Origin of the sequence: Kitasatospora sp. GAS1066B, from assembly GCF_041262605.1 — a bacterium.
Classification (GTDB): domain Bacteria; phylum Actinomycetota; class Actinomycetes; order Streptomycetales; family Streptomycetaceae; genus Kitasatospora.
In genome coordinates, this window is sequence record NZ_JBGCCO010000051.1 from 16,345 (window position 1) to 41,997 (window position 25,653).

Below are 25,653 nucleotides of genomic sequence, written 5' to 3' on the forward strand. Positions count from 1 at the left end.
CGGGTAGCGAGCGCAGGTGGACCGGCCGGGCGCCCGTCGCGGCTCGGCCCGGCCGGCACCGCTGACAGGCGTTCCTGGACGGCCGGGACCGCCGCCCGTGGAGGAAGGCGGCCGGTGGGCACAGACTGAGAGGTGGAGACCGAGCAGGGGACGGCTGCCGGTCCGCGCGGCGAACGCCCCGCGGGTCCGGGAGCAGGAACCTGCCGGTCGCGACCCGGCAGTCAGGAGGTGCGCCATGTCCAGCGCATCCGTCTCGCACAGGCATGCCGGCGCCGGCACGCCTCTGGCGCGCCAGGTGCGGCGCGCGCTCGGCCGGGACGACAGCCCCCTGTGCCGTCCGGTGGACCGCTCGCGCAGCCGGCTGCTGATCGCGCTGGCGGCGGCGATGGTGCTGGCGGTCGCGGTCGGGACACTGGTCGCGCTGATCCTGCTCGGTGGCATGCGGGCGCAGGCGCGGCAGCTCACGCTGCACCGCCACCAGGTCACCGCCGCCACGCTGAGCGCCGCCACCGACAGCCCCGCGCGCTCCCCGTGGGCGGCGCAGGCCGATGCCGCCTGGACCTACCCGCAGTCGGTGCCGCACACCGGCGTGATCGGGGTGCCGATCGGCACCCCGCGGGGCGGCCAGGTGCCGCTCTTCGTCGACGACGACGGCGCTCCGGCCGCGCCGCCGCAGCCCGACAGCGAGCTGGCGACCGCCGCCGCGCTGTACGGGATCGGCGCGCTGAGCGGGTTCGGCGCCGTGTCGCTGGTCGGCTACCGGGTGCGACGGCACACGCTGGACCACCGGGCCGAGCGCGACTGGGAGCTGGCCTGGGAGCGGGTCGAGCCGGGCTGGTCGGGGCGCGGGCACCGGCGGGGGACCGGGGAGCTGTAAGCCCCCAGGACAGCTCGGTGACCATCTTGACGGCCTGTCAGCCCGTCGCCCTCCGGCGCGGGGACTGGCACCAGGGCCTAGGCTGCCCGCGTCACCATTCACTCCTACCGAGCTCGGGAGTCTCCTGATGAGCGCCACCACCACGCGTCCCGCCGATGCGTCCGGCACCTTCGCCCTGGGCGGGGACCTGCCCGTCAACCGGCTCGGCTTCGGGGCCATGCGGCTCACCGGCCCCGGCATCTGGGGCGACCCGGCGGACCCGGCCGAGGCGGTGCGGGTGCTGCGCCGCGCGGTCGAGCTGGGCATCACCTTCATCGACACCGCCGACTCCTACGGGCCGTTCGTCAGCGAGCAGCTGATCCGCCAGGCGCTGCACCCCTACGCCGACGACCTGGTGATCGCCACCAAGGGCGGGCTGACCCGCTCGGGACCGGACGCCTGGAGTCCGGTCGGCCGCCCCGAGTACCTGCGCCAGCAGACCGAGCTGAGCCTGCGGCACCTCGGTGTCGAACGGATCGACCTGTACCAGCTGCACCGCATCGACCCCCAGGTGCCGCTGGCCGACCAGCTCGGCGAGCTCGTGCTGCTGCAGCAGGAGGGCAAGATCCGCCACATCGGCCTCTCCGAGGTCAGCGTCGAGGAACTGGTCGAGGCCCGCGCGATCGCGGAGATCGTCTCCGTGCAGAACCTCTACAACCTGGCCAACCGCCGCTCCGAGGCGGTGCTCGCCTACGCCGAGGCCGAGAACATCGCCTTCATCCCCTGGTACCCGGTCGCCACCGGTGACCTCGCCCGCCCCGGCGGCCCGCTCGACACCATCGCCAAGGACCGCGGCGCCAGTCCCGCCCAGCTCGCCCTCGCCTGGCTGCTCCGCCGCTCCCCGGTGCTGCTGCCGATCCCCGGCACCTCCCGCGTCGCGCACCTGGAGGAGAACACGGCGGCCGCGCTGCTGACGCTGACCGACGAGGAGTTCCAGGCCCTGGCCGACGCCGTCTGACGGCCGGTCAGCCAGCTGGTGGCGGCAGGCCATACCGTCCGACAGAATGACGGGCACACGATGCTTGGAATGGTGGGGGGTCTGGTGGACACGCTGGTTCAGTTCAAGACGGACAGTGGCGCCGACGTGGTCGTCGAGATGGACGACCGGCGGCCGGGTTCCCGGCCGGTATCGCGAGCCGACGACGCCCTCGCGCAGGCCACCGGGACCTTCGACAAGGCGCTGCGGAACATCCACAGTGCGGCGGAGTCCGCACTGCGGGTGTTCCGTGAGGGCGAACTCCGGCCCGACTCGGTGGAGATCGAGTTCGGGGTCAAGCTGACCGCCGAGGCCGGGGCGGTGATCGCCAAGAGCGCGGTGGAGGGGCATCTCGTCGTGAAGCTCTCATGGGCACCCGGCGAGCGCGAGGCGACGACCGGGAGCCGGTGAGCAGGTGGGCGCCAACTCCTGGCACGTTCAGGTGGTCTGCCGCGGCGAGATCGGGGCGGGGTTCCTGATCTCCGACCGGCACGTGATGACGTGCGCCCACGTGGTCGCCGGGGACGACCGGGCGGATGCGTACTTCGCGGCCCACGCCGAACTGGGCACCATCGGCGCCACCGTGGTGCTGCGCGGCGAATGGGCGGGCGGGGCGGCGGATCCGGGCGATGTCGCCGTGCTGGAGCTCGAGCGTCCGGTCGACATCAGGCCGGCCGACTTCGCCGACCCGCAGGCGGCGTACGCGTTTCCGTCGCCCAAACTGGTCAGCTATGGCTTCCCGGTCGGCTACGACGAGGGAACGCTGGCCGAATCCCGGGCCACCACGCGGCAGTTGAGCGCCGACGAGTGGGTGCAACTGGAGGCGTGGACCGGCTACGGTCACGCGCTCGCCTCGGGGTTCAGCGGGGCGGCCGCGGTCCTGGCGGAGTCCGGTCGGGTGGCGGGCATGGTCTCGGCCGCCTCGAACGAGCCGGACGTCCGGGTCGGGCGCATGCTGCCGGTCCAGGTCCTGGCCAGGTACTGGCCGCCGCTGGCGGATGCGATACCGACCCCGGGGTTCGGTACGGGCAGCAAGCAGCAGCTGCGCGAGCTGCTGGAGCAGGCGGGCGGGCTGCCAGCCGAGTACTCGCTGGAGAGCCTGTACAGCAGCGCGGTCGGGCCGCTGGGCCCCGCGCACCTGTCCGAGGGGTTCCGCTCACTGTGGGACGTCGCCTGGTACGTGATGACCGAGGTGGCGGCGGCACCGGACCGCTCGCCGGTGGCCGAGTTCGCCGGCTGCCTGGCGGACCGGATCGAGGACCCGGGCATCCGGTACCGGCTGCGGGAGTGGGCCCGGCGGCACCGACCGGAGCCGGTGGCCCGGCCCGCGGCCGGCGCGACCGCCGAGGCCGGCGGGCCCGCGCGGACCGGAGCGCGCTGGTCGCCGATCCTGGTGGAGATCGACCGCAGCGGGGCGGACCGCAACACCTTCCTGGTGGAGGTCTCGGCGTTCCGGGACGGCTGCCGCCGGGTGGTGGGCACCCGGACGCTCCCGAAGGGCAAGATCCGCGCATACGTGCTGGAGCAGATCGACGAGGCGTTCCGGGAACTCGACCGCGGCAGCGAGGAACTGATCGCGTTCGCCGTGCCGCGCGAGTGGCTCAACCAGCCGATCGACCGCTGGCACCGCGCCAAGGGCGACGCGACTCCGCTGGGGTGCTTCTCGCCGCTTGTCCTGATGGACCTGGACCGGCGGCGCAGCGGGGCACTCCAGTACAAGATCCAGCAGAAGTGGGAGCTGCTGGACCGGGAATCCGCGTCCGTGGTGCACCGGATCGAATGCGGCAGCAGGCCGGATCCGGGGAAGCTCACGGTCCAACTCCGATCGAAGCACGAGCTGGTGGGGTTCGCAGCGCCGCCTGCGGGCTCCGGCGCCAAGCGGCTGCTCGAGGCGGGGCTGAACGCCGCCGTGCCGATCATGGTGTGGCCGCGCCTCGGCTGCGCGGGAGGTCATTCGGGTGAGGGCGAGGGGGACTGCCAGGGGCGGGCCTTTCTTGACGAGCTGTCACAGCAGCTGGTCGACATCCGCCCGGCCGACCTCCCCGGCCATGTCCGGCAGCTCAGGGAGCGGGCCTTCGTCGAGGAGGGCGAGCATCCGCACTGGGCACAGGACCTGGTGCTCCTCTGGGAGGACCCGCGCTGGTTCCCCGAGCCGGGCGACTACCGGCGGTCCCCGGTGAGCTGACCGGCGCGGTGCGGCTGAGCCCGAAGTCCTATGCCTGGAGCGAGTGTTGGAGCAGAGCATGTCCTTGTGGCCGATCTTCACCGGTGCGTCGGAACCGCACGACGGCATCGCGCAGTTGCCCCCGCCGCCGCCCTGGCGGGCCTTCAACGGCGGGCCCGCGCTGCCGCCGCCCGCAGCGGAGGGGGACACCGAGGCCTCGCCGGACCAGGTGCACCGGGCGCGCACCTACAAGCCGACCGAGAAGAGCGTGCAACTGGTCAACGCCGCTCTCTACCTGCGGCGCCCGCTGCTGATCACCGGCCCGCCGGGCAGCGGCAAGTCCAGCCTGCCCTACGCGGTGGCGCGTGAACTGGGCCTGGGACCGGTGCTCCGCTGGAACATCACCAGCCGCAGCACGCTCGGCGACGGGCTCTACCAGTACGATCCGCTCTCCCGGCTGTATGCCGCCAGCCGCGCGGCCGGTGCTGTCCCGCCCGGTGAGGGGCCGAGCGGAGGCGACGGCGAGGCCATCGAGGACCATCTGCGGCTCGGCCCGCTCGGCACCGCGCTGCTTCCCTACGAGCGCCCCCGGGTGCTGCTCATCGACGAGATCGACAAGAGCGATCTGGACCTGCCGAACGACCTGCTGAACATCCTGGAGGAGGGCGAGTACGAGATCCCGGAACTCGTCCGGCTCGCGCGCCAGGCCCCCGCGGCTCAGGTGATGGCCTTCGGCAGCGACCGGCGGGTCCCGCTGCGGCGCGGTCAGGTGCGCTGCCGGGCCTTCCCGTTCGTCGTGCTGACCAGCAACGGGGAGCGCGAGTTCCCGCCCGCGTTCCTGCGCCGCTGCGTCACGTTGCGGCTGCGCCGCCCCGGACCGGCGCACCTGGAGGAGATCGTCCGCGCGCACCTGGGCGAGTTGGACGAGAACACCCACTGGATGATCGAGAAGTTCCTGGAGCGCAGCAGCGACGGCGAGTTGGCGACGGACCAACTGCTCAACGCGATCTATCTGACCGGTGCCGCCGGGTTGGAGGCCGAGTCGCGCGAAGGCCTGGCGGAGAGCCTGATGGCCTATCTGAGCTCCGAAGCGGACTCCGATGGCCTCTGAACTCCCGGCGCTGGCCCGGCTCGCCGATCTGCTCGCCCGGGCCGGTGGGCGGCGGCCCACCGGCACCGAGCTGGCCGAGCTCATCTGGCTGGCCGGACAGCGGCGAGGCACACCGGCCGGTGCGCCGGCCGGGAGTGAACCGGGCACCGGAGCCGGCACGGTGGACGGGAGGGGCGAGGAGGGGCTGCCGCCGGCCCCCGCGCCGGTGGGGGAGAGTGCCGGGCCGGGTGCGCCCCGGATGCCGCTGCACGTCGGCAAACGGTCGGCCGCCGGCCGCACCGCAGCCGATCCCGCCGGCCCGCACCAGCCGCTGCTCACGCCCGTTGCGCCGATGCTGGCCCACCCCCTGCCGCTGCAGCGGGCCCTGCGCCCGCTCAAGCGGTTGGTCCCCGCACCGGCCGGCTGGGACCTCGACGAGGACCGCACCGCCCACCGGATCGCCGCGCAAGGGGCGGGGCCGGGCTCCTGGCTGCCGGTCCTGCGCCCCAGCAGCGAGCGCTGGCTGGACCTGTTGCTCGTCTTCGACGACGGCCCGACCATGCACATGTGGCGCCCTCTGGTGCGTGATCTGCACCGCACCATCGCCCAGACCGGCGCCTTCCGCACCATCCGCTCGGCCCGCGTCACGGCGGACGGGGCGCTGCGCGGCGACCAGCGCGGCGGCGCTGCCCGGGGCCGGACGGTGGCGATCGTGCTGAGCGACTGCATGGGACCGCAGTGGCGGGCAGGCGCGGCCGGTGACCGCTGGTACCGCACCCTGCAGCGCTGGACGGCCGGCTTGCCGGTCGCCGTCGTGCAGCCGCTGCCGGAGCGCCTGTGGCGGCGCACCGCGCTGCCCGCCGTCGCCGGCCTGCTGGCCGCCCGAGGCCCGGCGGCGCCCAACTCCACGCTCCGGTTCACCCCCTACCGTGGGACGGGCCGCGTCGACCGTGCTGTTCTGCTGCCGGTGCTGGAGCCGACTGCCGGCTGGCTCTCGCACTGGGCCGCGCTGGTGGCCGGGCACGGCGGCACGCAGGTGCCGGGTGCGGCGGCCTGGCTGGGCCCGACGCCACCGTCGACGGTGGGCGGCGAAGAGGCGGTGGACGATGCGGACTTCGCGAGCCTGGCCCCCGAGGACCTGGTGCTGCGGTTCCGGGCCCTGGCCTCCCCGGAGGCGTTCCGGCTCGCCGGCCACCTCGCGGTGGGGGAGGCGTACCTTCCGCTGATGCGGCTGGTGCAGGCCGAGGTCGAGCGGCAGCCGCAGCCGCAGCAACTCGCGGAGGTGATCCTCAGCGGGATGCTGAAAACCGGTCAGGGCAGTGAAGGGTGGTACGAGTTCCGGCCCGGGGTGCGCTCGGTGCTGCTGCGGACGTTGCCGCGGTCGGCGGTCGCGCACACGGCCGACCTACTGGAGCGGGTCAGCGGCGCGATCGAGGAGCGGGCGGGGGCGGTCCCCGGGGAGTTCCGGGCGCTGGTCGCGGCGCGCGACGGGGGCGGGGGAGCGGGCGAGGGCGTGCCGCACGGGGCGCCGTTCGCGCTGGTCAGCGCGGAGACGGTGGAGCTGCTGCGGGGGGCGGCGGGGTCGGCACCGGAGCGGGAGGGGCGAACCGACCTGGTGGACGGTCAGTACCGGCTGGTCGAGCGGATCAGCCGAGGCGGCACGGGCGAGCTCTGGCAGGCCGTGGACGAGGCGGACGGGCAGCCGGTCGCCGTCAAGCTCTTCCGCCTGTCGGCCGAACGCGCTGCGGACCGGTCGGTGCCGTCGCCCGCCACGTTCCTCCGACTGGCCGAGGCGCTCGGGGGGCTGCACCACCCAGGGGTCGTGGAAACGTACGCCGCCGGAGTCCACGGCGACTTGTACTTCCTCGCGCTGGAGGCAGTCGAGGGGCCTGACCTACGGACTGTGCTGCATGATGCCGGCGGGCCGATCGCGCTGGCGCAGGCGGTGGCGATCGGGCAGCAGGTGGCCGCCGCGCTGGAATACCTCCATTCCCAGCACGTGGTTCACGGTCACCTCACACCCGCCAACATCCTGTTCCGCGCGAGCGGCGAAGCCGTTCTCCGCGACTTCGGAATCGACTGGATCGGCCGATCGGCGGCGGGCGAGACCGGCTACCTGGCGCCAGAACACGTGCGCGGTGCACGACCCGACCATCGCAGCGACCTGTACTCACTCGGCTGCGTCCTCTACGAGATGGTCACCGGCGTGCGGCCGTACAGCGACCCTCATGTCCCGGGCCGCCTCAGGCCCGTTGCCCAGTTCCGGCCCGAGGTGTCCCACACCCTGGAGCTGCTCATCCTCGACCTGTTGCAGCAGAACCCGCGCCTGCGGCCGGCTGACGCGGCTGAGGTGGGCCGCCGCCTTGCCGCGCGGGACGTCCTCCGTGCACCCGGCGACGCCCCGGAGCGCACGCCGAGCTTCAAGCTGCTCGGACCGGTCCGCGTTTGGAGCGGGCGACGCCTCCTCGTCCTTGACTCGGACCAGGTGGCCTTGCTCGTCCCGTTGTTGATGAGCGCAGGCCGTCAGGTGTCCTTCGAGGACCTCGCCGGCCTGCTGGGGGAGAGCTGGACGCATGCTGAGACGCTGCACCATGTGCTGACCCTGCGGGCTGCTCTGCGCGGTGAACTCCCGGAGGCGGTGGGTGGGCTGCTGGTCGTATCGGACGGGGGCTGCCTCCTGCGGATCGACCCGGACCATGTCGACGCGCTGCTCTTCGAGCGGCAGTTGGCTGCAGCTGACGCGGCCCGCTCGGCGGGTGACGTCGGTGCCACCCGACAGCACCTCCTCGACGCGCTCGAGCTCTGGGGCGGGACGCCGCTGGAGGGTGTGCCCGGACCGTACGCGGAGGCCGAGCGGCGGCGCCTGGTCGAGCGCTGGCTGGACGCGCAAGAGGACCGGATGGAGTGTGAGTTGCTGCTCGGCCGGGCAGTCGAGACCGTTGTCGAGCTGGAGGTGCTCGCTGCTGACTACCCGCGGCGGCAGCGGCTGGTCGGCCTCCTGATGCTGGCGCTCTACCGCAGTGGCCGACGGGAGGAAGCGCTGGCTCGGTATGCCCTGAACCAGCAACTCGGCCCCGAGGCGGGACCGGAGCTCGCCAGGCTGCACGCCCGCATGTTGGCCCGCGACCCGGGCCTGCTGCTGCCCTCCGGCCTGTCGGCAGCCTGGGCGGGGGCTGACGTGTCCGACGATCAAGGCCTGAGCTTCTCGGTGCTCGGCCCGCTGGAGGTCAGGCGTGGAGACCAGGTGCTGGCCCTCGGCCCACTGCGGCAGCAGGCGGTGCTCGCCGCGCTCCTGCTCAACCACGGCAAGCCCGTGACGACCGAGGCCCTGGTTGAAGGCCTATGGGACTACCAGCCGCCGCCGCAGGCCGTCGGGGTGCTGCGGGGGTATATGTCGCGTTTGCGTTCGGTCCTCGAACCCGATCGGGCGCCTCGCGAGCCGGCGAAAGTCCTGCTGTCGAGTCGGGACGGGTACATGCTGCGGATTCCGCCCACGGCATTCGACCTGTCCGCTTTCGACCGAGGAATGGACGAGGCTGCTGCGGCACTGGAGGCCCAAGATCTGGGGACCGCATACGAGTTGTTGGTCTCTGCCCTGTCGCTGTGGCAGGGCAGCCCGCTCGCGGGCATCCCGGGTCCGTACGTCGACAGGCAGCGCAGGATTCTGACGGAGCGTCATATCACCGCAGCTGAGAAGAGGTTCGCGGTGGCGTTGGAACTCGGCCTGCACGACGAGATCACGGTCGAACTCGTCGCGCTCTCCAGCGAGCATCCGCTGCACGAGCGGCTGCGCGAGCTGCTGATGCTCGCACTCTACCGGTGCGGGCGGCAGGCGGACTCGCTCGCCGTCTATGCGGAGACCCGCAGGTTGCTGGTCGCGGAGTTGGGAGTCGAGCCGGTCCCGGCCCTGGCAGCCTTGCACAGGCGGATCCTGGCCGGAGACCCTGATCTCATGGCCGTGGCCCCGAGTGCGCCGCCACCCGTCGGCGAACCGCGAAGCCGCTCCAAGCCTGCCCAACTTCCGCCCGACATGGCCGATTTCACCGGGCGGGCGGAACTGCTGGGTCGCCTTGAGGATGACCTCACCGGCCGATCCGGGGCAGTTCCAGCGGTGACCTTGCTGGTCGGAGTCGAAGGGGTGGGCAAGAAGGCCATTGCCGTCCGCCTGGCGCACCGCCTGCGATCGTCGTTTCCTGACGGACAGCTGTATGCCGATCTCGGTGGCAGCGGTGCTGGGCCGGCCGACCCGGCGGCCGTCCTCGGCGGGTTCCTCGAGGCCTTGGGCGTGGCGACTCCTCCCGGCCGGCTTGACCAGCGCGTCACGCTCTACCGCTCACTGCTCGCCGACCGGCAGATGCTCATCCTGCTGAACGACGCGAAGGATCGGGACCAGCTCATGCCGCTCCTCCCCAGGGGCGTCGGCAGCATCGTGCTGGCCACCAGCCCTTCGAGTCTCACTGGCATCCATGAAGCGCGATTGGTGGAAGTCCCGGTGCTGACGCCTCGGGAGGCGCTGGCGCTCTTCTCGGCGATCGTCGGACCGCAGCGGGTGGCGGCGGAGCCGGAGGCAGCCTTCCAGGTGGTCACCGACTGCGGTCTCCTGCCGCACCGGGTTCGCACCGCCGGTGAGCTGCTCACGGCGCGACCACGCTGGAGCGTCGCAGACCTGGTCCGCCGCTCAGGCCGTGGGATTACGGCGGAAGCGGCCGCTCTCGCCCGCGCCGCAGCGGTCTCGCTCGTCCGCCTGGCGGATTCGGACGAGTGGCCGGAATGTCGGGACGGGCTGCTTCAGCTCTGGCGCGGGGCCGGTCGCCTCCAGGCGTCGGCAGCGGAGGAGCTTGACCTGCTGCGTATGCAGACTCTCGCAGCCCGCCCACGGGTCGGCGCGCGTGCTGAGGTGGCCATTGCCGAGTGGAGCATTCGCATCCAGCACCGGCTGGAGGCCCACCCCGGTGGAGTGGACGAGCTGCGCGGCTTGCTGGCCCGGTGGGCCGGGTCGGCAGCGGGGAGGTCCGCGACCGGCCCGCTGGTCTCACGGCACTACCGCATCGAGCAGCCTTCCGAGGCACGAGACCCGGCACCCTGAAGCGCGTCAGCGCTCCAGCACCGCCATCGCCGCGTTGTGCCCCGGGATGCCGCTGACGCCGCCGCCGCGCACCGCGCCCGCGCCGCAGAGCAGTACGTTCGGGTGCGCGGTGGCCACGCCCCAGCGGTCGGCGGCGCCGTCACCGTCGCTGTACGGGAACGCCAGGTCGCGGTGGAAGATGTTGCCGCCGGGCAGGCCGAGTTCGCGTTCCAGGTCCAGCGGGGTCTTCACCTCGAGGCAGGGGCGCCCGTGCTCGTCCAGGGCCAGGCAGTCGGCGAGCGGTTCGTCGAGGACGGCGTCCAGCGGCGCCAGCACGGCCTGGAGGGCGGCTTCGGCCGTCGTCCCCGCGGTGAAGAGCCGGGCCGGCTGGTGCAGGCCGAAGAGGGTGAGGGTCTGGTAGCCCTGGGCGGCGAGCTCGGGGCCGAGGATCGAGGGGTCGGTGAGCGAGTGGCAGTACAGCTCGGAGGGGGCCGGATCGGGTAGCCGTCCGGCCTCGGCCTGCCGGTGGGCGGCGGCCAGCTCGCGGTAGGACTCGGCGAGGTGCAGCGTGCCGGCGAACGCGTCGCGCGGGTCCACCGAGCGGTCCCGCAGCCGGGGCAGCCGCCGCAGCAGCATGTTGACCTTGAGCTGCGCGCCCTCAGGGACCGGCTCGGCCGGCGGCTCGCCGAGCAGCCGGGCCAGGGTGTGCGGCGCGGCGTTGCAGAGCACCCAGCGGGCGTCGACCCGGTGGTCGCCCGCCTCGTCACGGTAGGTGACCTCGGCGGCGGCGCCGTCGGCGGCCACCGCGGTCACCTCGCAGCCGGTGCGCAGCTCGGCGCCGGCCGCCCGGGCCGCGTCGGCCAGCGCGTCGGTGAGCGCGCCCATGCCGCCGACCGGCACCGCCCAGTCGCCGGTGCCGCCGCCGATCACGTGGTAGAGGAAGCAGCGGTTCTGTCGCAGCGACGGGTCGTGCGCCCAGGTCTGGGTGCCGATCAGCGCGTCGGTGAGGACCACGCCCCGGACCAGGTCGTCGGCGAAATGCCGCTCCACGCTCTCGCCGAGCGGCCGCTCGAAGAGCGTCGTCCAGGCCGCCTCGTCGCCCACCCGCCGGCGCAGCTCCGCGCGGGTCGGCAGCGGCTCGGTGAGCGAGGGGAAGACTCGCTCGGCCACCTGCCCGGTCATCCCGTAGAACTCCTGCCAGGCCTTGAACTCGCGCTCCGAGCCAGTCAGTTCGTGAAACGAGGCGGCCGTGCGGGCCTGGTCCGCGTGGTCCACCAGCAGGCCGGTGGCCTGGCCCTCGCGCACGGCCGGCGTGTACGAGGAGATGCGCCGCCGCCGCACCGCGAAGCGCAGGCCCAGCTCGTCGACGATCTTGCGTGGCAGCAGGCTGACCAGGTAGGAGTACCGGGAGAGCCGGGCGGGCAGGCCGGCGAAGGCCTGGCTGGACACGGCAGCCCCGCCGGTGTGCGCCAGCCGCTCCAGCAGCAGCACGTTGCGCCCGGCCCCGGCCAAGTAGGCGGCGGCGACCAGTCCGTTGTGGCCGCCGCCGACGATCACCGCGTCGTAGTGGGGGAGTTCAGCGGGCACCTGTCACCTTCCGATGTCCTCGGACCAGAGTTCGGGTCGGGCGGCGATGAACTCCCGCATCAGCGTGACGCATTCGGCGTCGTCGAGGACGGTCACCCGCACCCCGTGCTCGGCCAGCCAGTCGTGCCCGCCGTGGAAGGTCTCGGCCTCGCCCACCACCAGCCGCCCGATGCCGAACTGCCGCACCAGTCCGCTGCAGTACCAGCAGGGCGACAGCGTGGTGACCATCGTGGTGCGCCGGTAGCCGCGCAGTCGGCCGGCCGCGCGGAAGGCCGCCGTCTCGGCGTGCATGGACGGATCGCCGTCCTGCACGCGGCGGTTGTGGCCGCGCCCGAGCAACTCGCCGTCGGCGCCGAAGAGCGCCGCGCCGATCGGGATGCCGCCCTCGGCCAGGCCGAGCCGGGCTTCCGCCAGTGCCACCGAGAGCATCGTCCGCGGGTCCGTCGCCATGTCACCACTCTCCCTGACGGTGGCACCACAGGGCAATGCTGCGCCGCCGGCGGTCGACGGTCACCGCAGGGTCGGGTCGTAGGCGTCCCGGACGGCGTCGCCGAGCAGCAGCAGGCTCAGCACGGTGCCCGACAGGAACAGCGCCGGGAACAGCAGCAGATGCGGAAAGTCGAGCAGGTAGGCCTGCGCGGCGTTCAGCTGGAGCCCCCAGGAGAGGGCCGGATACTGCAGCCCGACGCCCAGGAAGTCCAGGGTGGCCTCGCCCGAGATGACGTTCCCGACGTTCAGCATGGCGACCACCACCACCGGTGTCACGGCGTTCGGCAGGATGTGACGGAGCATCAGTCGCAACGGGCCCGCCCCGGTGGCGCGCGCGGCCCGGACGTACTCGGCGTCCTTCACCTCGAGCACCTGGGCCCGCATCACTCTGGTCATGGTGGTCCAGCCGAGCACCACCAGTACCAGCGTCATGGCGCCGAGCCCGTGACCGGGGAAGGCGACCAGGATCACCGTGGCGCCGAGCAGGAACGGCAGGCCGAAGAAGACGTCGGTGGTCCGCGAGAGCAGGCCGTCCACCCAGCCGCCGTAGAACCCGGCCAGCAGGCCGAGCAGCACCGACAGGGCCAGTGCCCCGGCGGTCACCGCGAGGCCGATCAGCAGCGGCGGGCGGCTGCCCCGGACGATCTGCGCCAGGTAGTCGCAGCCCTGGGTGTCGAAGCCGAACGGGTGGTCCGGGCTCGGCCCGACCCGGGCGTCGATCAGCTCGCAGCGCCCGCTGTCATGGGTGAGCAGGGCGATGAACGGGTCCGGGAAGAGCGCCATCAGCGCGACCAGCAGCAGGAAGGCGGCGCAGGCCAGCAGGCCGGGCCGGGCGGTCAGCCGGCGTGGCCGGCGCAGGGTGGGCCGGGCCGGTGGCAGCAGCAGGTCGGGCGGCGGTGGCGCGCCGAGTTCGGGTGAGCCGAGTTCGGGTGAGCCGGGCGCGGCGGGCACCTCGGCCGGACTAGTCATGCCGGATCCGCGGGTCGAGCAGCCCGTACAGCACGTCGACCGTCAGGTTGGCCAGGCAGAAGACCAGGACCAGCACCGTGGTGACGCCCACCACCGTCGGCCCCTCGCGCAGTTGGATCGCCTGGAAGACCTGCTGGCCGATCCCCGGCAGGTTGAAGATGTACTCGGTGACCACCGCCCCCGCCAGCAGCGAGCCCAGCTCCACGCCGAGGAAGGTGACCACCGGGAGCAGCGAGTTGCGCAGCGCGTGCCGCACCACCACCCGCCGCCGGGGCAGCCCCTTGGCGGTCGCGGTGCGCACGTAGTCGGCGCGCAGGTGCTCCAGCAGCGAGGTGCGGGTGAGCCGGGCGACGTAGCCGGCCCCGAAGGAGGCCAGCACCAGGCCGGGCAGCAGGTAGGCGGTCGGCCAGCCGGCGTCGGTGCCGGAGACCGGGAACCAGCCGAGCCGCACGCCGAGCACCAGTTGGGCCAGGTAGCCGAGGATGTAGACGGGCACGGCGATCACCAGGGTGGTGCCGCCCAGCACCAGGCGGTCCGCCCAGCGGCCCCGGTGCAGCCCGGCCCAGACCCCGAGCACGGTGCCGAGGCCGGCCTCCAGCAACCAGGCGGTCAGGCCCAGGCGCAGCGTCACCTGCCAGCGCCCGGCCAGCGCCTGGGCCACCGGCTCGCCGGTGAAGGTGCGGCCCAGATCGCCGCGCAGCAGCCCGCGCAGGTACGCGGCGTACTGCACGAAGAGCGGCTGGTCCAGGTGGTAGCGGTGGCGCAGCTCGGCGAGCACCGAGGCCGGCACCGGCCGGTCGCCGGCCAGGCCCTGGATCGGGTCGCCGGGCAGCACGAAGACCAGGGTGTAGATCAGGAAGGTGGTGGCCAACAGCACGGGGACGGTGTACAGCAGTCGGCGTAGCAGATAGCGACCCATCAGTTCTCTTTCTGATCTCTTTCTGACGACGGTCAATGACGGACCGTGATCTGCTCCAGGCGCAACCCGGCCGCGTACGGGTCGAGCTGGACGTTGCCCACCCGGCCGCTCCAGGCGGTCTGGTCCTGCCAGTTCCACAGCGGGATCAGCGGCAGTTGCTGGAGCGCGAGGTCCTCGGCCTGGTGGTAGTGGGCGATGCTCTGCTCGGCTGTGGCGGCGGCGTCGCCCTGGGCGAGCAGGGCGTTGAAGGCGGGGTCGGACCAGCCCGAGCGGGTGCCGGGGCCGAGCAGCCCGGCCAGGTAGTTCTGCTCGCTGGGGTAGTCGGCGACCCAGTTCTGCCGGTAGGGCCCGGTGGCCTGATGGTGGTTGAGGATCGGGCCGAGGTCGGCGGCGGCCATGGTGCGCAGCGCGACGTCCCGGATGCCCAGGTTCTGCCGTAGCTCGTTGGCCACGGCCGTCATCCACTGCAGGTACGTGGGATCGGAGTTGGCGAAGTACAGCGCCAAGGTGCCGGTGAACCCGCCGGCTTGCTGGAACAGCTGCCTGGCCTCGGTGGGGCGGTACTCGCAGGTCTCGCCGCAGGCGCCCGCGCGGTGGCCGGGGATGGTGGCGCCCACCAGCGAGTCGGCCGGGGTGAAGACCTCGTTGTAGATGGCCCGGGTGATGCCCGGGCGGTCGATCGCCATGGAGATCGCCCGGCGCAGCTGCGGGTTCGCGTAGCGCGGATCCCAGATCGGCAGCCCGAGGTAGTCCATCGTGCCGCTGGGCCGCACCGCGTAGTGCCGGCCGAAGGTGCGCTTGGCCTCGTAGGCCCGGGCGGCGGGCACGCTGGTGACGAAGTCGACGTGGCCGGCCCGCAGTTCGGTGAAGGCGGTGTCCTTGCTGGTGAAGATCCTGAAGTGCACGGCATCGGCCATCGGGGGGCGCGGGCCGGTGTAGGAGGCGGCCCGCTTGAGGTCGATCCGCTGGTTGTGCCGCCAGGGGCCGTCCAGTTGGAACGGGCCGTTGCCCACCGGGTGCAGGTCGAATCCGTCCGGGTCGGTGAAGGCGGCCTGCGGGAGCGGGGCGAAGGCGGGGAAGCTGAGCAGCATCGGGAACTGGCTGAACGGGGCCTTCAGGGTGACCCTAAGCGTGTGGTCGTCCAGCACCTGGAGGCCGCTCAGATGGCGGGTGGTCGGCAGCCGGCCGTCGGGCGGGTTGAGGTCGTCGTAGCCGGCGATCTGGGTGAAGTAGGAGTTGGCGTCCCAGCCGCTCGGTCCGTAGGCGGCGGCGTCCCAGGCGGCGGCGAAGCCGGCGGCGGTGACCGGCTCGCCGTTCTGGAAGACGGCGCCCTGACGGAGCGTCATGGTCCAGACCTGCTGGTCGGTGCTGGTCAGCGAGCTGGCGGCGAGCGGGACGGGGTGGCCGTCCTGCGGGTCCAGGGCGAGCGGGGTGTCGAAGACGCCCTGCAACACCTGCAAGGCGTAGCTGCTGGTGGTGCGGCCGGGGGTGAGGTGGTCGGGCTCGGTGAGCGCGACCGAGTACGTGCCGCCGGGGACGGCCGGGACGGGCCGGTCGTCCTCGGCGGCGGTGCGCGCGCAGCCGGCGCCCGCGAAGGCCACCAGTGCGAAGGCCAGCAGCGCGCGGGGCAGCAGCCGCCGCCCGGGGCCACGTTCGGACCGTCGCTCGGGCCTGCGTCCGGTCAGCACCGGGCGGCCGCCGCGCAGGCGGACTCCCAGTCGTGCGGGGCGGCGGGGACCGCCCGCTGCGGCGCCGCCGCCGCGTCGGAGGCGAGCCGCACCAGCAGCGCGTCGATCACCGGGCGCGGGCTGTCGGCGGCGAAGTTGTTGATCAGCACGCTGAAGGCGAGCGTGCGCCCGTCGGCCCGGTCCAGGTAGCCAGCCAGCGCGTCCACGCCGGTCATCGATCCGGTCTTCGCGTGCACCCGGCCCTCGGCGGCGGTGCCGCGCAGCCGGTTGGTGAGGGTGCCGCCGACCATCCGGCGCGGGTCCCCGGCCACCGGCAGCGCGTCGTACCAGGCGGTGAACCACGGCTGGCTGCGGGCGAAGCGCAGCAGCGACACCAGCCGCTGACCGGTCGTCAGGTTCTGCCGCGACAGCCCCGAGCCGTCCACCTGGCGGGCCGCCGTGGTCTCCAGGCCGTTGCGCCGCAGGAAGCCGCGCACCTGGTCCAGCCCGGCCGCCCAACTGCCGTCGCCGGACCTGACCACGCCGATCTCCTTCACCAGGTGCTCGGCGATGCCGTTGTTGCTGAGCTTGAGGAAGGGCACCAGCAGCGCGCCGAGCGGCGCCGAGTCGTGCGCGGCCAGCACGGTGGCAGCCGCCGGTGCCTGGCCGGTGTGCACCCCGCCGCGCACCGTCACGCCGTGCCGGGCCAGCGCCGCCGTGAAGACGGTGGCTGCCAGGCGCGCCGGGTCGTCCACCGCCACCCACTCCTCGGTGGGGCCGGCGTCGGCCGGCAGGCTGCCGGAGAGCACCAGGTCGTTGCCGCCGGGGTGGCGGTCCACCGCGACGGTGTCCGCGCTGCCGGCCGGCCCGGTGGCGGCCTGCCCGCTGAGCCGCACCGGTGCTTCGGGCGGGGTGATCCGCACCGCCGCCGGGTGCCCGGGTGAGGCGTCGGGGGTGAGGGTCAGGCGCACGCTGTCCACGTCGTCGTCGCCGTCGGTGGTCAGCGTGAGGGCGGAGATCTGCGGGCTGTAGTAGGCGGCCTGGTCGTCCCAGGCCCAGGCGGCGCCGAGCGGGACGTCGTCGTAGCGGGAGGCGTCGGCCAGCACCGAGCCGGTCACCTCGGTGACCCCGGCGGCGGCCACCCGGCCGGCCAGCGCGTCCAGGTCGGCGGGCAACAGGCTGGGGTCACCGCCGCCGCGCAGCACCAGGTCGCCGCCGAGCTGCCCCGCCGTGCGCTGGCCGGCCGCCAGGACCTGGGTGGTGAAGCGGTGCTCCTGGCCGAGCAGGTCGAGCGCGGCGGCCGCGGTGACGGTCTTCAGCGTGGAGGCGGGCATCATCAGCGCGCCGGGCTCGTGCTGGTAGAGCACCTCGCCGGTGGCGGCGTCGGTGACCAGGACGGAGGTCTCGGCCCCGGTGAGCCGGGCGTCGGTGAGCAGCTGGTCCAGGTCCGCGCGGAGCGAGCCGGGCGCGGTGGCGGGCACCTCGCTCCGTGCGGAGCCGGTCAGCAGCAGCGCGACGAGGACGGCGGCGAGCGGCGCGGCCAGCCGCCGGGCCGGAATGCTGGGCACTGGGCCTCCAGGGGCGAACGGGCTGCGGGACACCACCTTCGCGCCGGGCGGCCCCTGGCGGCGGTGGGTGACACGCCGCAGGCCAGAATTCCCTCGCCCGGCGGACCTGTTGTCAGCTGGTATGACTGTGCGATGAGCATGCAGCGCCCGGTCTGCGGCGGGCCCGCCGGCCTGCGTGCCGCGCTCGGCGACCCGCAGGTCAGCGGGTCGCTCGCCGGGCCGATCGGCGAGTCCGCGTGATCCGTGGCGGCCGCGCCGGGACATCTGCCACCCGGACGGGCCAAGATGGTAGGAGTCGCGCGGGTGCAGCCCGGCGGCGCGAGCGAGGTGGTTGCGGTGAGCGGGTCACAGCCGACGTCCTCGCGGCTCGAAGCAGGGGCCGTCGAGCCGTCGACCGGTGCCCGGCTCGGTGCAGGGGCCGTCGAGCCGTCGACCGATGCCCGGCTCGGTGCAGGGGCCGTCGAGCCGTCGACCGGTGCCCGGCTCGAAGCAGGGGCCGTCGAGCCGTCGACCGATGCCCGGCTCGCCGCGCTGGCCGAGCCGCTGCGGTCGGCGCCCGAGCTGATCGGCGCCTACCAGGGCGGGGTCTACCTGCTCTCCCCGGACGAGGACGTGCTGGAGCTGACGCTGAGCTTCGGGGCGATCCGCCAGTTCACCCGGGGCTGGCAGCACGTGGCGCTGGCCTCGGCGATCCCGGTGACGGACGCGGTGCGCACCGGGGCGCGGATCTGGGTGGGCGGCGGGGAGGAGATGGCGCGGCGGTACCCGCGAGTGGCGGTCGGCATGCCGTACGCGTTCTGCCTGGCGGCCGCGCCGCTGGTCGCGGCCGAGCGCGCCTACGGGGCGGTGTTCTTCATCTGGCCGGCCGCGCACCCCGCCGAGCTGTCGCAGCGCGAGCGGCACGGACTGGCCGAGATCGCCCGGCGGCTGACCGAGCTGCTGGCCCGCGCCGATCCGCCGATCCGGCCCGCCCCGCGCCCGGTGCCGGTCAGCCCGCCCGGCGGCGCCGCCGACCCGCTCCTCGCGACGGTGGCGCGGCTGCCGGACGGCGTCTGCTCGCTGGGGCTGGACGGGCGGCTGGCCCTGGTCACCACGCAGGCCGCGCGCCTGCTCGGGCGGCCGGTCGAGCAGCTGCTGGGGGTCAAACCGTGGACGGCGCTGCCGTGGCTGCGCGACCCGATCTACGAGTACCACTACCGGGCCGCCATGATCAGCGGCGAGCCCTCCTCCTTCGTCGCGCTGCGCCCGCCGGACCACTGGCTCTCCTTCCGGCTCTTCCCCGACCCATACGGGGTCACCGTGCGGGTCGCGGCCGCCGCGGTCACCGACCGCGCGCTGCCGGACGCTCCGCCGATGTCCGACCCGCTGGCCGACCCGATGCCGCACACCCGCCCGGGCGCGCTCTACCACATCCTGCACCTGGCCACCGCGCTGACCGAGGCGGCCAGCGTGCAGGACGTGGTGAGCATGGTCTCCGACCAGATCGTGCCGGGCTTCGGCGGCCAGGCCGTCGCGGTGCTGCTGGCCGAGAGCGGCAAGCTGCGGCTGGTCGGCCACCGCGGCTACCCGCCCGGGCTGGTCGATCAGTTCGACGGCACCCCGCTGACCGAGTCCACCCCCGGGGTGCAGGCCGCGACCGTCCCCGCACCGGCCTTCTTCGAGACCCGGGGCGAGCTGGAGCGGCTCTACGCGGGACGCCCCGAGACGCAGGACGGCATGGCGGCCTGGGCCTACCTGCCGCTGGTCACCTCCGGGCGGCTGATCGGGACCTGCGTGCTGGCCTTCGCCGAGCCGCACCGCTTCGCCCTGGAGGAGCGGGCCGTGTTGACCGCGCTCGGCGGCCTGATCGCCCAGGCGCTGGACCGGGCCCGGCTCTACGACACCAAATCGGGGCTGGCCCGCGGCCTGCAGGACCGCCTGCTGCCGAGCGTGCTGCCCACCATCCCGGGCCTGCGGACCGCCGCCCGCTACCTGCCGGCCACCGAGGGGATGGACATCGGCGGCGACTTCTACGACCTGATCCGGGTCGACCGCGACGCGGTGGCGGTGGTGATCGGGGACGTCCAGGGCCACAACGTCAACGCGGCCGCGCTGATGGGCCAGATCCGCACCGCCGTGCGCGCCTTCGCCACCGCCGACTCCGACCCCAGCACCGTCATGGCCCGCACCAACCGGCTGGTCCTCGACCTGGGCACCAACCTGCTCGCCAGCTGCGCCTACCTGCGGGTGGACCTGCCGCGCCGGCAGGCCTGGCTGGCCGACGCCGGGCACCCGGTGCCGGTGCTGCGCAGCCCCGACGGCCGGGCCCGGCTGCTCGCCCCGCGCAGCGGCGTGGTGCTGAACGTCGACCCGGCCGCCGAGTACCCGCAGACGCTGATCCGGCTGCCGGTCGGCACCACCCTGCTGCTCTACACCGACGGCCTGGTCGAGACCCCGGGCGGCGACCTGGACCAGGCGCTGGCCAGGCTCACCAGCACGCTGGCCCGGCACGGCGGCGAACCCCTGGACCAGCTGGCCGACACGCTGATCGACCAGTCGGGGCAGGCCGAGCACCGCACCGACGACGTGGCGCTGCTGCTGGTCCGCTCGGTGGCCGACTGACCTCGAACGGCAGTCGGGTCAGGACAGTTCGAGACCGGTCACCAGGACGGACAGCGCCCGGCGGTCCGCGCTGTCCAACTTGACCATCAGGCTGGCCACATGCTTCTCCACCGTGCGCGGCGAGATGAAGAGCAGCTTGGCGATCTCCGGGTTCGCCCGCCGCTCGCCGAGCAGCATCAGCACCTCGAACTCACGGGCGGTGACGCCCTTGCCCGCCAGCTGCGGCGGCACGGCCTCGTTGCCGGTGCGGCGCTGCATCACCCGCACCCCCGCCTTGCGCAGCAGGGCGCGGCAGGCACCGGCCAGCGCGGCCACGTCGCTGCCGTGGAAGTACTCCTCGGCGGCCCGCAGCCAGTCCACCGGCGCGCCCCAGCCGTCGGCCAGCGCCGCCTCGGCGACCAGCCGCAGCACCAGATGACGGGCCATCGGGAAGGGTGCGGCAGCGGTGCGCGCCTCGGCCAGCTTCGCCGCGGCCGCGGCCGCCTGTCCGGTGCGGCCCAGCAGGACGGCCTCAGCTGCCAGCACGAACTGCAGGTTCCATCTCAGCTGTGCGGCGTGGGCGGCCGAAGTCTCGGCCAGCAGCTCCTCGCCGGCCCGGTCGGCCAGCACCTCGAGCAGCACGCCCAGCCCGTAGCGGCCTGACTGGTAGTAGATCGTCGGGTGCGTGCGCTCCCACTCGCGCACCCGCGCCATCTCCGCCTCCGCACCCGGCCGGTCCTCGCCCAGCAACGCGCAGATCGCCCGGTGCCCGAAGACCACCGGCGCGTGGAAGGACTGCTCGCCGCCGCGCCTGCGGAACTCGGCCAGCGTCGCCCGCATCCCCTCGCGGCGGCCCTGGTGCGCCTGCGCCGCGATCTTGATCACCAGGCAGAACTGCGACTCGCCGTCCTGGTGCATGCGGACCGTCGACTCCAGCAGCCGATCGGCCAGTGCCTCGGCCTGGTCGAACTCGCAGTACAGCACCTGCTGCATCGCGATCGTGGCGTCGGCCTGCGCCGCGGCGGTGACCGCGCCCAGGGTGAGCGCCGCCTGGCGGGCCAGCTGGATCTGCTCAGCCTCCCCGGTGCGCATCAACTCGTTGGTGGCCAACCGGATCTGGGCCCGCAGCCGCCAGATCGGCAACCCGTGCGCGTCCGCCGTGCCGAACATGTGGCGCAGGTGCACGTCCGCCTCGTCGAAGCTGTGCCGCCGGGCCAGCAGCGCCAGCACCTGGCGGCCCTGGCAGGCGGTGGCCGGCAGCGGGACCTGCTCGGCGGTCCGCACCGCGCGCAGCGCCAGCTCCTCGGCCCGCGTCGCCCGGTCGTCGCCCTGGCTGCCGGCCAGCGTGAGCAGATGCGCCTCGACCACGTCCAGCGCCGCCAGCTGGCCGGGGACGGCCGAGTCGGTGAGCAGCCGGCGGGCCAGCGCCACCTGCTCCGCGGCCTTCTCCCAGTGACCGCCCACCACGCAGACCCAGGCCAGCCGGGTCAGCAACTCGGCCCGCTGCTGCGGCGAGAGCAGCACCGAGCCGTACAGGTCAGCGCCCCGGCGCAGCGCCCGCTCGACGTCGCCCGCCTCGGTCAGCGCGTAGAGCAGCGACTCCAGCACCTCGGCCCGCCGATCGGGGTGCGAGTCGGCCGGCACCAGCTCCAGCGCCTGGTCCAGCAGCCGCTCCGCCGAGGCCGCCGCGCCCTCGCCGAGCGCCCGGCGCCCGGCCCGGGCGTAGAGCAGCCCGGCGGCCGCCCGGTCGCCGGTGGCCAGCCGCAGCCGAGCGGCCAACTGGCACAGCTCGCCCGGCAGATCGGGGTCGAGCGACTCCACCGCGTTCGCCGCCGCGGCGGCCAGCGCCCGGCGCTGGGCCGGCAGCACCGCGCTGGCCAGCGCCTCGGCGGTCCACGAGTGGCGGAAGGCGCACCAGTCGGGCGCGCTGGACGAGGGCGCGAGCAACTGCGCCTTGGTCCCGGCCCGCACCAGCGCGTGCAACTCGTCCTCGGCGAGGCCGCAGACCTGGCGCAGCGCGTCCAGCGGGAATCGGCGTCCGATGATCGCGGCGGCCTGCAGCGCGGTGTGCCACTCGGTGCCCAGCCGCCGGGCGCGGTCGTTCACGCTGGAGGCCACCGTGGACGGCATGTCGCGCGGCACGCCCTCGACCATCCGCCAGCCCTCACGGGTGCGGGCCAGGGCGCCCGAGTCGATGCCGCCGCGGAGCAGTTCCTCCACGATGAACGGGTTGCCGTCGGCACTCTGGGTGAGCCAGCCGAGCAGGCCCGACGGCAGCTCGGCCGGCTCGACGCCCAGGCAGGCGGCGGCGAGTTCGGCCACCTGATCATCCGTCAGCGCCGCCAGCTCCAGCAGCCGGGCCACCCGGTGGCGGGCGCTCGACCGGGCCAGGCTCAGCGCGGGCGAGGGGGTGGAACGGACCGTGGCCAGCAGCAGCACCGGGAGGTCGGCCAGGTTGTCCACCAGGTACTCGACGATGCTCATCGTCTCGGCGTCGCAGTCCTGCAGATCGCTCAGGCAGATCAGCGCACCGCGCCCGCGGCCGACCACGTTGAGCAGGCGCAGAACCGATTCTGCCAACACCACCGGCGAATCGTCGCTCTCGTACGGGAGGGTGTCGCGCCACTCGGGGATCAGGCGTCCCAGCGCCGGTCGGTAGGGGGCCAACTCGGGATCGTCCGGTACGGCGCCCGAGCGGACGATCGAGAACAGCGCCTCGGTGAGCGGCCGGTAGGGGACCGTCGCGCCGGCCTGGGTGGCCCGGCCGCGCAGTACGGCCATCCCGCCGTCGGCGGCCATCGTGAGGCACTCCTGAACGAGCCGCGACTTGCCGAGGCCCGCGTCGGCGACCATGAAGACCGCCCCGCCGCGGCCGGCTCGTGCTCCGCTGAGCGCGCTGTCGAGGAGGCTGAGCTCCGCTTCCCGCCCGATCACTATCGGTGACGACACCTGCACCCGCGCAACCTACCCCAAACCTCTTGGGGTATGCACGTCCTGAGGTTATTTCAGCGAGAATCCGTTTGAATATCGAACATTCAGTTCCGGTCGCGAGGTTGCGTCAGCCGTTGGCGGTGCCGCCGTCGGCCGGGCAGTTGGTGGTCGTGGTGACGACGCAGGTGGAGGTGGAGTCCGCGTAGGCGGTACCGGCGCTTGCGGCGGTCGCGCCCAGTGCGCCGAGGAGCACCAGGGCGCTCAGGGTGGCGGCGGAGATCGCGGACTTCAGCTGGAACTTCTTCATCGTCATCGCCTGCTCTCTGTCGTATCCGGCTTCGAGAAGAAGCCTGTCAGCGCAGGTGAACGGCCACATGGGTGTGACTCACCCATATCTTCGAGCGGGCACCCATGGGGGATGGGTAGGGGAGTGGGCTCCTCGCCGGGTGGGGCGCGGCATCGGTCAGTCGGCCTCGGTCGGCCACGGCTCGACCGCCAGCACCCCCGGCCGCGGTTCCACCGGCAGGTCCACGGCCAGCAGCGTGTCCAGGTACTCGGCCCGGCTGATCGAGCGGGTGTCGAGCGCCGCCGTGTACTGGTGCGGCACCTGCGTGTCGATGAACGTCGCCCGACCGCGCAGCCGCCGGCTCAGATCGGCGAAGGCCACCAAGGTCGCCTGCGGCAGCCGGCCGAACGCCGAGTCCACGCTGAACACCTGGCCGATCCCGATCCCGAAGAGGCCCGCGATCAACTCCTCGCCCTGCCAGACCTCGATGCTGTGCGCCCAGCCCGCCGCGTGCAGGCTGAGCAGCGAGGCCCGGAACGGCTCGGTGATCCAGCCCGCGTCCGCCCCGGTCCGGCACCCGTCGACCACGCCGGCGAACGCGTGGTCGCAGGTGGCGATCCAGCGTCCCCCGCTCTGCGGCCAGCGTCGCAGCCGCCGGGACAGCTGTCCGGTGCCGACCCTGAGCACCGGGCGGCGGGCCGGGCTCCACCAGGTCAGCGCGTAGGCGTCGGGGTCCTCGACGCCCGGGAACGCGGTGATCCGGCCGTCCGCGACATGACGGGCGTACAACTCCCGCTGTGCGTCGGCGGAGTGCGGTCGCGGGCAGGACGGACGCGGACAGGACGGATGCGGACAGGACGGTTGCGGACAGGACGGGTACGGACAGGATGGGTGCGGCTGATGGCGGGCGAAGGGGAAGGCGCCGTGGCGGTACGCCTCCAGCAGACGGTGCGGCGCGGTGGAGCCGCCGACCGCGATGGGCAGATCCAGCTCGGCTGCCGAGAGGTCGACCCGCTCCCAGGGCATGTCGGCGAAAGCGGTGGTGTGCATGCTTGCCAACCTGCCGCTTCCGCCGCCCGCTGGCATGGGTGAAAGCACCCCATATTCGCGGACTGCGCCGGCTCTCCAGCGGTACTGCGGCAGGTCCCGGGCCGTGCCGCCGCGCCCGGATCCGCCCGGATCCGCCCGGCTCTCGTGCGGCATTCGTCGCGGCATTCGGTCGTGCTGGACCGACGAACATGGGTAGTCGCTACGCATCCGCGCCGATCCGACGCCCCGTTAACTGAAGTGCATGGAGGCCGGTCGCCCGTCAACTGGCGACGGCGCACAGGTCACGATCGAGGAGCGTAGGAAATGCGGACCTCACTGGGGATCGATTCAGTGGCACAGCAGGTCTACCTGGCCATGGTGGCCGAGCCGCGCGCCGATGTGCACAAACTGGCCGAGCGGTTGGACCGGCGTCCCGAGTCCGTGGAAGAGGCGCTGGGCCAGCTCGCCGGGCTCGACCTGATCGCCCCCGGCGACGGGGCCACCGGCTGGCTGCCGGTCGAACCCGAGGTCGGGCTGCCCGCCATGCTGGCCCGCCAGCAGGCCGAACTGGCGCAGCGTCAGCAGCAGTTCGAGGACAGCCGATTGGCGGTCGCGCAACTGCTGGCCACCCATGGCCGCCGCACCCAGGGCCAGGTGCCCGGCGTGGAGTGGGTGTCCGGCGAGGCGGCGCTGTGGCGGCGGGTGGCCGAACTGGCCGAGGACTGCCGGCAGGAGGTGCTCACCCTGGGCCCCACCGAGCGACTGACCGACTCCGTCCTGGAGGCCGCCCGGGCGCTGGACGAGACCGTGCTGCGGCGCGGCGTGCGCTCCCGCGCCGTCCTGCTGGAGAGCACCCGCAACGACAACTCCGCGATGCCCTACCTGCGGTGGAAGACGGACACGCTCGGTGGTGTGCGCACGCTGCCCTCGCTGCCGGTCTGGATGATCCTGATCGACCGGCAGCACCTGGTGGTGCCGGTCAGCACCTTCCGCTCCGTGCTGGGCGGTCTGGTCTGCACCGCCGAGTCGATGGTCAACGCCTTCGCCGCCCTGTTCGCCACCCACTGGCGCGAGGCCATCGCGCTCACCGAGGCCCGCCCCCGCACCGGCGGCCACCTCTCCCTCCAGGAGCAGCACATCCTTCGGCTCTGGGCCCAGGGCCTCACCGACGCCTCCGCCGCCCGCCAGATGGACGTCTCGCTGCGCACCGTCCGCCGGCTCTCCGATCGCCTCACCGACCGCTTCGGCGCCCACAGCCGCTTCCAGCTGGGCGCGATGGCGATCGCGGAGGGGAGCATCCGGGCCGAGGACATGATCTAGGGCCAATACCGGTGACTTTGGTGGGTTCTGGTCGTTGGGTGGGGTATGCCAAGGCCGGGTCAGTTGAAGTCGTCGGGGGTTGATCGGTTCTCGGATC

Annotated in this window: 17 protein-coding genes; 8 read left to right on the top strand and 9 right to left on the bottom strand. The window is 73.5% G+C overall.

Features of this window, described 5'->3' with window-relative positions; genetic code table 11:
* Positions 1-235 precede the first annotated feature (235 nt).
* From ABH937_RS35545 to ABH937_RS35570, 6 genes are all read left to right on the top strand, one after another.
* Positions 236-877, top strand: coding sequence for a hypothetical protein (locus tag ABH937_RS35545; protein WP_370220638.1), 642 nt, complete (start codon positions 236-238; stop codon positions 875-877).
* Positions 878-1,004: 127 nt separating this feature from the next.
* On the top strand, positions 1,005-1,874 hold the full coding sequence (locus ABH937_RS35550; protein ID WP_280694668.1) for an aldo/keto reductase: 870 nt from the start codon (positions 1,005-1,007) through the stop codon (positions 1,872-1,874).
* A gap of 84 nt (positions 1,875-1,958) precedes the next feature.
* Positions 1,959-2,303, top strand: a complete 345-nt coding sequence (locus ABH937_RS35555; RefSeq protein WP_280694669.1) for a CU044_2847 family protein — start codon at positions 1,959-1,961, stop codon at positions 2,301-2,303.
* A 4-nt stretch (positions 2,304-2,307) separates the two neighbouring features.
* Complete coding sequence (locus tag ABH937_RS35560; protein WP_370220639.1) at positions 2,308-4,077, top strand: trypsin-like peptidase domain-containing protein; 1,770 nt, start codon at positions 2,308-2,310, stop codon at positions 4,075-4,077.
* Positions 4,078-4,135: 58 nt separating this feature from the next.
* Entirely contained in the window at positions 4,136-5,167 is a 1,032-nt protein-coding gene (locus tag ABH937_RS35565) for a MoxR family ATPase (protein ID WP_280694671.1), read from the top strand.
* Positions 5,157-10,232 (top strand): SAV_2336 N-terminal domain-related protein, encoded by a 5,076-nt coding sequence (locus ABH937_RS35570; RefSeq protein WP_370220640.1) that lies wholly within the window; start codon positions 5,157-5,159, stop codon positions 10,230-10,232. The genes ABH937_RS35565 and ABH937_RS35570 overlap by 11 nt, the downstream gene beginning before the upstream one ends.
* A gap of 6 nt (positions 10,233-10,238) precedes the next feature.
* Here the strand turns inward: ABH937_RS35570 and ABH937_RS35575 are convergent, their stop codons facing one another.
* Genes ABH937_RS35575 through dacB form a run of 6 tightly spaced genes read right to left on the bottom strand, consistent with a single transcriptional unit; the run spans position 10,239 to position 17,410 of the window.
* Positions 10,239-11,798: a phytoene desaturase family protein gene (locus tag ABH937_RS35575; RefSeq protein WP_370220641.1), complete on the bottom strand. Its 1,560-nt coding sequence runs from the start codon at positions 11,796-11,798 to the stop codon at positions 10,239-10,241.
* A 3-nt stretch (positions 11,799-11,801) separates the two neighbouring features.
* Positions 11,802-12,248 carry a nucleoside deaminase gene (locus tag ABH937_RS35580; protein WP_280694674.1) on the bottom strand — a complete coding sequence of 149 codons (447 nt, stop codon included), beginning with the start codon at positions 12,246-12,248 and terminating at the stop codon, positions 11,802-11,804.
* Positions 12,249-12,308: 60 nt separating this feature from the next.
* Positions 12,309-13,256, bottom strand: coding sequence for an ABC transporter permease (locus ABH937_RS35585; RefSeq protein WP_370220642.1), 948 nt, complete (start codon positions 13,254-13,256; stop codon positions 12,309-12,311).
* Positions 13,249-14,175 (bottom strand): ABC transporter permease, encoded by a 927-nt coding sequence (locus tag ABH937_RS35590; protein ID WP_280694676.1) that lies wholly within the window; start codon positions 14,173-14,175, stop codon positions 13,249-13,251. Before ABH937_RS35590 ends, ABH937_RS35585 begins: the two co-directional genes overlap by 8 nt.
* A 32-nt stretch (positions 14,176-14,207) precedes the next feature.
* Complete coding sequence (locus ABH937_RS35595; protein WP_370220643.1) at positions 14,208-15,863, bottom strand: ABC transporter substrate-binding protein; 1,656 nt, start codon at positions 15,861-15,863, stop codon at positions 14,208-14,210.
* Positions 15,857-17,410, bottom strand: coding sequence for a D-alanyl-D-alanine carboxypeptidase/D-alanyl-D-alanine-endopeptidase (gene dacB / locus ABH937_RS35600; RefSeq protein ID WP_280694678.1), 1,554 nt, complete (start codon positions 17,408-17,410; stop codon positions 15,857-15,859). Before dacB ends, ABH937_RS35595 begins: the two co-directional genes overlap by 7 nt.
* Positions 17,411-17,746: 336 nt before the next feature.
* Here dacB and ABH937_RS35605 point away from each other — a divergent pair, with 336 nt between their 5' ends.
* Entirely contained in the window at positions 17,747-20,011 is a 2,265-nt protein-coding gene (locus ABH937_RS35605; protein WP_370220644.1) for a SpoIIE family protein phosphatase, read from the top strand.
* An 18-nt stretch (positions 20,012-20,029) separates the two neighbouring features.
* On the opposite strand, the gene ABH937_RS35610 is transcribed toward ABH937_RS35605, so the two are convergent.
* The 3 genes from ABH937_RS35610 to ABH937_RS35620 all read right to left on the bottom strand — a co-directional run bounded on the left by ABH937_RS35610 (position 20,030) and on the right by ABH937_RS35620 (position 24,257).
* Positions 20,030-22,939: a helix-turn-helix transcriptional regulator gene (locus tag ABH937_RS35610; RefSeq protein WP_370220645.1), complete on the bottom strand. Its 2,910-nt coding sequence runs from the start codon at positions 22,937-22,939 to the stop codon at positions 20,030-20,032.
* Positions 22,940-23,048: 109 nt separating this feature from the next.
* Positions 23,049-23,234, bottom strand: coding sequence for a hypothetical protein (locus tag ABH937_RS35615; RefSeq protein ID WP_280694682.1), 186 nt, complete (start codon positions 23,232-23,234; stop codon positions 23,049-23,051).
* A gap of 150 nt (positions 23,235-23,384) precedes the next feature.
* The gene (locus tag ABH937_RS35620; protein ID WP_280694683.1) at positions 23,385-24,257 is read right to left on the bottom strand and encodes a hypothetical protein; all 873 of its coding nucleotides are present in this window, start codon (positions 24,255-24,257) and stop codon (positions 23,385-23,387) included.
* A 303-nt stretch (positions 24,258-24,560) separates the two neighbouring features.
* On the opposite strand from ABH937_RS35620, the gene ABH937_RS35625 reads away from it, so the two are divergent.
* Complete coding sequence (locus tag ABH937_RS35625; RefSeq protein WP_280694684.1) at positions 24,561-25,556, top strand: helix-turn-helix domain-containing protein; 996 nt, start codon at positions 24,561-24,563, stop codon at positions 25,554-25,556.
* The last annotated feature ends 97 nt before the right edge of the window (positions 25,557-25,653 follow it).